Annotated in this window: 7 protein-coding genes; 6 read left to right on the top strand and 1 reads right to left on the bottom strand. The window is 64.9% G+C overall.

Annotated elements, in window-relative coordinates:
• The first annotated feature begins 314 nt into the window (after positions 1 to 314).
• The 5 genes from ACLFQI_RS10345 (at position 315) to gluQRS (ending at position 3,118) form a co-directional block, all read left to right on the top strand.
• Complete coding sequence (locus ACLFQI_RS10345) at positions 315 to 692, top strand: nucleotidyltransferase domain-containing protein (protein ID WP_410759088.1); 378 nt, start codon at positions 315 to 317, stop codon at positions 690 to 692.
• Entirely contained in the window at positions 689 to 1,090 is a 402-nt protein-coding gene (locus ACLFQI_RS10340; RefSeq protein ID WP_410759086.1) for a HEPN domain-containing protein, read from the top strand. The genes ACLFQI_RS10345 and ACLFQI_RS10340 overlap by 4 nt, the downstream gene beginning before the upstream one ends.
• Before the next feature lie 48 nt (positions 1,091 to 1,138).
• Positions 1,139 to 1,408, top strand: a complete 270-nt coding sequence (locus tag ACLFQI_RS10335) for a hypothetical protein (protein ID WP_410759084.1) — start codon at positions 1,139 to 1,141, stop codon at positions 1,406 to 1,408.
• Between the two features lie 166 nt (positions 1,409 to 1,574).
• On the top strand, positions 1,575 to 2,009 hold the full coding sequence (dksA, locus tag ACLFQI_RS10330; RefSeq protein WP_410759082.1) for an RNA polymerase-binding protein DksA: 435 nt from the start codon (positions 1,575 to 1,577) through the stop codon (positions 2,007 to 2,009).
• Positions 2,010 to 2,179: 170 nt separating this feature from the next.
• A complete protein-coding gene (gluQRS, locus tag ACLFQI_RS10325; RefSeq protein ID WP_410759080.1) occupies positions 2,180 to 3,118 on the top strand; it encodes a tRNA glutamyl-Q(34) synthetase GluQRS in 939 nt (312 codons plus the stop codon).
• Here gluQRS and ppk2 read toward each other — a convergent pair.
• Positions 3,112 to 4,002 carry a polyphosphate kinase 2 gene (gene ppk2, locus ACLFQI_RS10320; RefSeq protein ID WP_410759089.1) on the bottom strand — a complete coding sequence of 297 codons (891 nt, stop codon included), beginning with the start codon at positions 4,000 to 4,002 and terminating at the stop codon, positions 3,112 to 3,114. The genes gluQRS and ppk2 overlap by 7 nt on opposite strands.
• A 275-nt stretch (positions 4,003 to 4,277) precedes the next feature.
• Between ppk2 and ACLFQI_RS10315 the strand changes: the two genes are divergently transcribed.
• Complete coding sequence (locus ACLFQI_RS10315; protein ID WP_410759079.1) at positions 4,278 to 6,659, top strand: phosphoketolase; 2,382 nt, start codon at positions 4,278 to 4,280, stop codon at positions 6,657 to 6,659.
• Positions 6,660 to 6,799: the final 140 nt, after the last annotated feature.

Genomic DNA, 6,799 nt, shown 5'->3' with positions numbered 1-6,799 from the left:
CCCTCGGCTTTGGTTACGCTCTGGCGCGCCTGCCGACGCGGAAACAAACGACAACGGAGAAAAGCAAGGGCCATGACAACATCGTTCACTGACATCGAACGAGCGCGGCTGTTCAAGCGACGCCTCGTCGTCGCCCGTCACGGCGAGATGGATGCGGCTCGCTGGTGGAACACCAACGGCATCCTCGGTCGTCGCGGCAACAGGGAGAGCTGGAGATTCTAGACGACCTGGATCTGTTTGCTGGTGGTCAGCGATGCGGTGTGGCTTGAGCTGATGCCGAAACCGCTACACGAAAGCGTCACAGGAGAACCGCGATGCAAGTGCAACGTCAGCCGCCCCCCAACATCGCCGGACGGGTCCAGATTCATGGCGAGCAGATCAACACCCAAGCCATTCTCGCCGAGTTCGCGGACGGGTTGCGCGCGCGCCTCGGCGACAGGTTCGCGGGACTCTGGCTCTACGGCTCGCAAGCGCGTGGCGATGCCGGGCCGGAGTCGGACATCGACCTGATCTTGTCACTGCGCGGCATGGAGCGGCCCGGTCAGGAGATCGACCGCATCCTCGACCTGCTGGCCGAGCTGAACATCAAGTACCAGGTGCTGATTTCCGTGCTGCCGCTGGAGGAAGGCGCGCTGGAGACATCACAGGGGGCGTTTTGGCACAACGTGCGCCGGGAGGGTCGGGCGGTATGACCGGGGACGCCAAGCTGCTGCGCAAGGCGCAGCGTTATCTGGACTCCGCCAGACTCCTGCGTGAGGCCGGAGACCGCGACTCGGCGGTCTCGCGGACCTATTACGCGGCCTTTTATCTGGCCGAGATTCTGCTCGACGCGCTGGGCCTTTCGTTCTCCAGTCACCGGGCGGTCATCTCGGCCTTTGGACAGCAGTTTGCGAAGACCGGTCGTGTGGATGCGCGCTTTCATCGGCTGTTGATCTCCGCCTTCGAGAAGCGCCAACGGGCGGACTATCTTGCCGATGCCGGGCTGGACGATACGGAAGTCGCGCAGCTCATCGCCGATGTCGAGTCCTTTGCCAGCGCCGCCCGCGCTTGGCTGCAAGGCCCGGATTCGACAAGAACAAGCGATCGATGACCACCTTCATCCGCCTGCTCGACATTTCATATCAGCGAAGAAGCCATGATGAATTTCTATAACCCCATCAAGGCTGGCCTGCAAGGTGCCTGGAGTATGCTCAGGGCGTCGGTGGCCGACGCGGACTTCAAGGGTCAAGAGCAGGTGCTCGCCGAGATCGACCAGACCATGAATTGGCAGACGACCCAGGATTTGCAGCAACTGCCGGAACAGCTGCTGAGCATCCGAGAACGCTGTCTCCGCGGTCGCGCACCTGAAACCGTCATGGCAAGGATCGACGAGGTCGACGAGGTCTTGCAGGACCTGCCCTCCGACTGAGGCCGATGGCACGCGCGGTGCTTGTCGCGACGGCAACGATCTGCTAGAAGGAGCGGCTTCGATGTCGGGCGGAGGGTGGCTGCCGCTCGACACAGGCTTCACGGATCGCGCCACGGTCACCTGATCGAGGGCCGGTTCAACATAGCACCGTCTCCGGGAGCACATCATGGCCGAGACAGACAAACAAGGCGCACGGGCACTCGGTTTTGAGCCCTATGCCGTCGCACAGGATGAGGAGTACATGAACACGGACCAGGAAGAGCACTTCCGCAAGCTGCTGCTGGAGTGGAAGCGGCAACTCATGGAGGAGGTCGACCGTACGGTCCATCACATGCAGGACGAGGCCACGAACTTCCCCGATCCCAACGACCGGGCGACGCAGGAGTCCGAGTTCAGCCTGGAGTTGCGCACCCGCGATCGCGAGCGCAAGCTGATCCGCAAGATCGACGAGGCGCTCGCGCGCATCGACGATCACGAGTATGGTTACTGCGAGGCCTGCGGGGTCGAGATCGGCGTGCGCCGGCTCGAGGCGCGGCCTACGGCCACGCTCTGCATCGACTGCAAGACGCTCGACGAGATCCGCGAAAAGCAGCGCGGCTGAGCCAACCGCCTCATCCGCCTCGGAGCCGCGACACGCAAGCGTCGCGGCTCCCGGCGCCAGACCAAGCGACCCCCCGCACCTTTGGCGCAGGACTCCGGCCCGGTCGAGCCTGCGCACTGGCCGGGCCCGTGCCCGGGCGCAGACAGCACCCGCCCCGAGTCTGACCGCTGATGAACGCCCCGCCTTACCGTGGCCGTTTCGCGCCTTCGCCCACCGGCCCATTACACTTCGGCTCGCTGCTCGCCGCCATTGGCAGTTATGCCGATGCGCGCGCGCAGCAAGGCGGTTGGCTGGTGCGCATCGAGGATCTCGACCGCAACCGCGCCGTCGCCGGCGCGGATTGCGCCATCCTGAGCACGCTTGAGGCGTTCGGACTGGACTGGGACGAGACCGTCGTCTACCAGAGCCAGCGCCGCGCGCTTTACCAGGCCGCGCTCGAACAACTGCGCGAGTCGGGACTCAGCTATCCCTGCGCCTGCACCCGCCGCGAGATCGCCGCGCGCGGCCTCCAAGGGCCGGAAGGGCCGATCTACCCCGGCACCTGCCGCGCCGGACTGCCTCCCAACCGCTCGCCGCGCAGCGAACGCTTGCGGGTCGCTGACATGGAGCTGAGCGTCCCGGACGCGGTTCAGGGCGGCATCGTTCAGCATCTGGCGCGCGAGGTTGGCGATCTGGTGCTGCGCCGGGCCGATGGCTTCTATGCCTATCAGCTCGCCGTGGTGGTCGACGATGCCGAGCAAGGCATCACGCAGGTCGTGCGCGGCGCCGACCTCTTGGCCTCGACCCCGCGTCAGGTCTATCTGCAGCGCTGCCTGGGTCTGCCTCGGCCCGCCTATGCCCATCTGCCGCTGGTGCTCGGCGACGACGGGCGCAAGCTCTCCAAGAGCCTGGCCGCGGCCCCGGTCGATCCTAGCAACCCGCTGCCCGCGCTCGAGCGCGCCTGGCGCTTGCTCGGGCAGACGCCCCTCGCGGAGCCGCCGAGCGATGTCGAGACCTTCTGGCAACAGGCGATTCCCAGCTGGGATCCTAGCCGTGTTCCCAGCGGCCCCCATCGGCTCGGTTCCCGCCAGACCGGCGCCGCCGACCGGCACGCCCCGGCGCCTCAATAGCGCGCCGGCACATAGAGTTCATTCGGCAGCACGGCGCGATCGTAGTCGGGATTGAACACCCGATCCGGCAGGCTGATCGGTTCGTGCGGCACCTCGCCATAGGGGATCTGATCGAGCAGATGATGGATGCAGTTGAGGCGCGCGCGCTTCTTGTCGTTGGCCTCGACGATGAACCAGGGCGACTCGGGGATGTGCGTGCGGGCGAAGGTCTCCTCCTTGGCCTTGGTGTAGTCCTCCCAGCGCACGCGCGATTGCAGATCCATCGGGCTCAGCTTCCATTGCTTGAGCGGATCGTGGATGCGCATCAGGAAGCGCAGCTGCTGCTCCTCGTCGGTGATCGAAAACCAATACTTGATCAGCCGGATGCCGGAGCGCACCAACATGCGCTCGAACTCGGGCACGTCCTGGAGGAACTGCTCGACCTGCTCCGGCGTGGCGAAGCCCATTACCCGCTCGACCCCGGAGCGGTTGTACCAGGAGCGGTCGAAGAGGACGATCTCGCCCCCGGCGGGCAGATGCGGCACATAGCGCTGGAAATACCATTGGGTGCGCTCGCGCTCGCTGGGCTTGGTCAGCGCGACCACGCGGCACACGCGCGGATTCAGGCGTTGCGTGATGCGTTTGATGACACCGCCCTTGCCGGCGGCATCGCGGCCCTCGAAGAGGACCGCGATCTTCTCGCCGCGATGCTCGACCCAGTCTTGCAACTTGATCAGCTCCGCTTGTAGGCTGAGCAAGGCCTTGAAATAGGTAGCCCGATCCAGCGTTTGCGGATGCCGCTTCTTGTAGATGCGCCTCAGCTCCAGCGATAACGCAGGCTCCGACAGCTCGAGTTCGTAGTCCTCGTCGAGTTCCGCCTCGAGTTCGGCCTTGAGCCAGTCCATGCCCTCGAAGTTGGCGCTAGATTCGTTCACTGTTGACCTCCTGGATCGGATGATGGTCGAAGCCCCTGGCGGGACGCGGCGGACGGCGGTCCAGCATTCAAGCGTAAAGATTGCCAGCAGACGATGACAATCGGACGACGGAATGATGTCGATGCGCTCCGCAACGGGCGCCCGCCGCCTCCAGACTCGATCCTCGACGCCCGCGCCGGCGTCATCAAGCGTTCACCGAAGCCCTCTACTCTCACACACCAAACCCCGCGTTTAGGAGAGACCCCATGGCCGCCAATCCCACGATGACCGCCACCGTCGATCAGCCGCTGCTCGAGAAGATCGACGCCTACTGGCGCGCCTGCTGCTATCTGGCAGTGGGCATGATCTACCTGCGCGACAACCCCTTGCTACGCGAGCCGTTGCAAGAGGCGCATCTGAAACAGCGCCTGCTCGGCCACTGGGGCGCGAGTCCCGGTCTGGCCTTCATGTATGTCCACATGAACCGGCTCATCAACGCCCACCAGCAGGAGGCGATCTTCCTCGCCGGACCCGGCCACGGCGCGCCCGGTGTGCTGGCGCCGGTCTATCTGGAAGGCACCTATTCCGAGATCTATCCGAACAAGAGCGAGGACGAGGCCGGGATGCGGGCCTTTTTCAAGCAGTTCTCGTTTCCCGGCGGCATCGGCAGCCATTGCACCCCGGAAACCCCCGGCTCGATCCACGAGGGCGGCGAACTGGGCTACTCGATCTCGCACGCCTTCGGCGCCGCCTTCGACAACCCCGACCTCCTGGTCACGGTCGCGGTCGGCGATGGCGAGGCCGAGACCGGCCCGCTCGCGACCTCCTGGCATTCGGCGAAGTATCTGAACCCGATCCGCGACGGCGCGGTGCTGCCGATCCTGCATCTCAACGGCTACAAGATCAACAACCCGACCCTGCTCGCGCGCATCCCGCAGGAGGAACTCGCGAGCCTGATGCGCGGCTACGGCTGGACACCGCACTTCGTCGAGGGCGACGACCCGATGACCATGCACCGGCTGATGGCCGCGACCCTGGACAGCTGCTACGCCGAGATCAAGGCGCTGCAAGACGAGGCCCGCGGCTCGGGCAAGGCGACCCGCGGCCATTGGCCGATGATCGTGCTGCGCACGCCCAAGGGCTGGACCGGCCCGGACACGGTCGACGGCCACAAGGTCGAGGGCTTCTGGCGCGCCCATCAGGTCCCTTTATCGGGCATGCACGGCAACGAGGCCCATCTGCGCCAGCTTGAGGCCTGGATGCGCAGCTACAAGCCCGAGGAGCTGTTCGACGCGCAGGGTCGGCTGATCCCGGAGCTCAAGGCCCTCGCGCCGACCGGCACCCTGCGCATGAGCGCGAATCCGCACGCCAATGGCGGCTTGCTGCGCCGCGCCTTGCGGCGGCCCGATTTTCGCGACTATGCGATCGCGGTCGACCGGCCCGCCACCACCCGGCACATGAACACCAAGCCGGTCGGCGCGCTGCTGCGCGACGTGATGGCGAAGAACATGGACAACTTCCGCGTCTTCGGCCCGGACGAGAACAGCTCCAACAAGCTCGATGCGATCTACGAGGTCTCGAAGAAGCTGTGGCTGTGCGAGTACAAGGACGAGGACGCCGATGGCGGCGAGCTCTCGCCCGACGGCCGGGTCTTGGAGATGCTCTCCGAGCACACCCTCGAGGGCTGGTACGAGGGCTATCTGCTGACCGGGCGCCACGGCTTCTTCGCCACCTACGAAGCCTTCGTGCATGTGATCGACAGCATGTACAACCAGCACGCGAAGTGGCTCGCGATCTGCGAGGACATCCCCTGGCGCGCGCGCATCTCCTCGCTCAACCTGCTGATCACCTCGACGGTCTGGCGCCAGGACCACAACGGCTTCACCCATCAAGACCCGGGCTTCCTCGACGTGGTGGTGAACAAGAACCCCGAGGTCACCCGCATCTACCTGCCGCCGGACGTCAACACCCTGCTCTCGACGGTGAACCACTGCCTACAGAGCCGCGACGACATCAACGTCATCGTCGCCGACAAGCAGAACCATCTGCAGTATCTCGACATGGACGCGGCCATCAAGCACTGCACCAAGGGCCTGGGGATCTGGGATTGGGCCAGTAACGATCAGGGCGAGGAGCCGGACGCGGTGCTGGTCGGCTGCGGCGACATCCCGACCAAGGAGGCGCTCGCCGCCACCGCGCTGCTGCGCGAGCACTTCGCAGAGGTCAGGATCCGCTTCATCAACGTCGTCGATCTGTTTTGCATCACCACCCCGAACGAGCATCCGCATGGACTCAGCGATGCCGATTTCGACAGCCTGTTCACCAAGGACCGGCCGGTGATCTTCAACTTCCACGGCTATCCCTGGCTGATCCATCGTCTCGCCTATCGCCGCACCAACCACCACAATTTGCATGTACGCGGCTACAAGGAACGCGGCAATATCAACACCCCGCTGGAGCTGGCGATCGAGAACGAGATCGACCGCTTCACGCTGGCGATGGACGTGATCAAGCGCGTACCGCGCTTACAGGTCGCCGGCGCCCATGTGATGGAGCGGCTCAAGGACATGCAGATCGAATGCCGCAATCATGCCCATGAATACGGCATCGACAAGCCTGAGGTCGATGACTGGATCTGGCCGTTCTGAACCTTCCGCTATCACCATCGAGGAAACGCGCATGAGCACCCTGGACGCAAGCACCTTGGACGCAAGCACCCTGGACGAACACCCGCTGGACAATGAACACATCCGCACCGGTCTCTCCAAGGAGGCACTCAAGCGCGCCT

This window comes from Halochromatium sp. (genome assembly GCF_046541315.1).
GTDB lineage: Bacteria > Pseudomonadota > Gammaproteobacteria > Chromatiales > Chromatiaceae > Lamprobacter.
The sequence above is the reverse complement of the archived record's forward strand: the minus strand, read 5'-3'. Positions and strand labels throughout refer to the sequence as shown.

Excerpts from the sequence above, each read along its gene's own strand:
- ppk2 (WP_410759089.1), bottom strand. The coding sequence starts at position 4,002 with ATGGACTGGCTCAAGGCCGAACTCGAGGCGGAACTCGACGAGGACTAC.
- ACLFQI_RS10345 (WP_410759088.1), top strand. The coding sequence starts at position 315 with ATGCAAGTGCAACGTCAGCCGCCCCCCAACATCGCCGGACGGGTCCAG.
- dksA (WP_410759082.1), top strand. The coding sequence starts at position 1,575 with ATGGCCGAGACAGACAAACAAGGCGCACGGGCACTCGGTTTTGAGCCC.
- ACLFQI_RS10315 (WP_410759079.1), top strand. The coding sequence starts at position 4,278 with ATGGCCGCCAATCCCACGATGACCGCCACCGTCGATCAGCCGCTGCTC.
- ACLFQI_RS10335 (WP_410759084.1), top strand. The coding sequence starts at position 1,139 with ATGAATTTCTATAACCCCATCAAGGCTGGCCTGCAAGGTGCCTGGAGT.
- gluQRS (WP_410759080.1), top strand. The coding sequence starts at position 2,180 with ATGAACGCCCCGCCTTACCGTGGCCGTTTCGCGCCTTCGCCCACCGGC.
- ACLFQI_RS10340 (WP_410759086.1), top strand. The coding sequence starts at position 689 with ATGACCGGGGACGCCAAGCTGCTGCGCAAGGCGCAGCGTTATCTGGAC.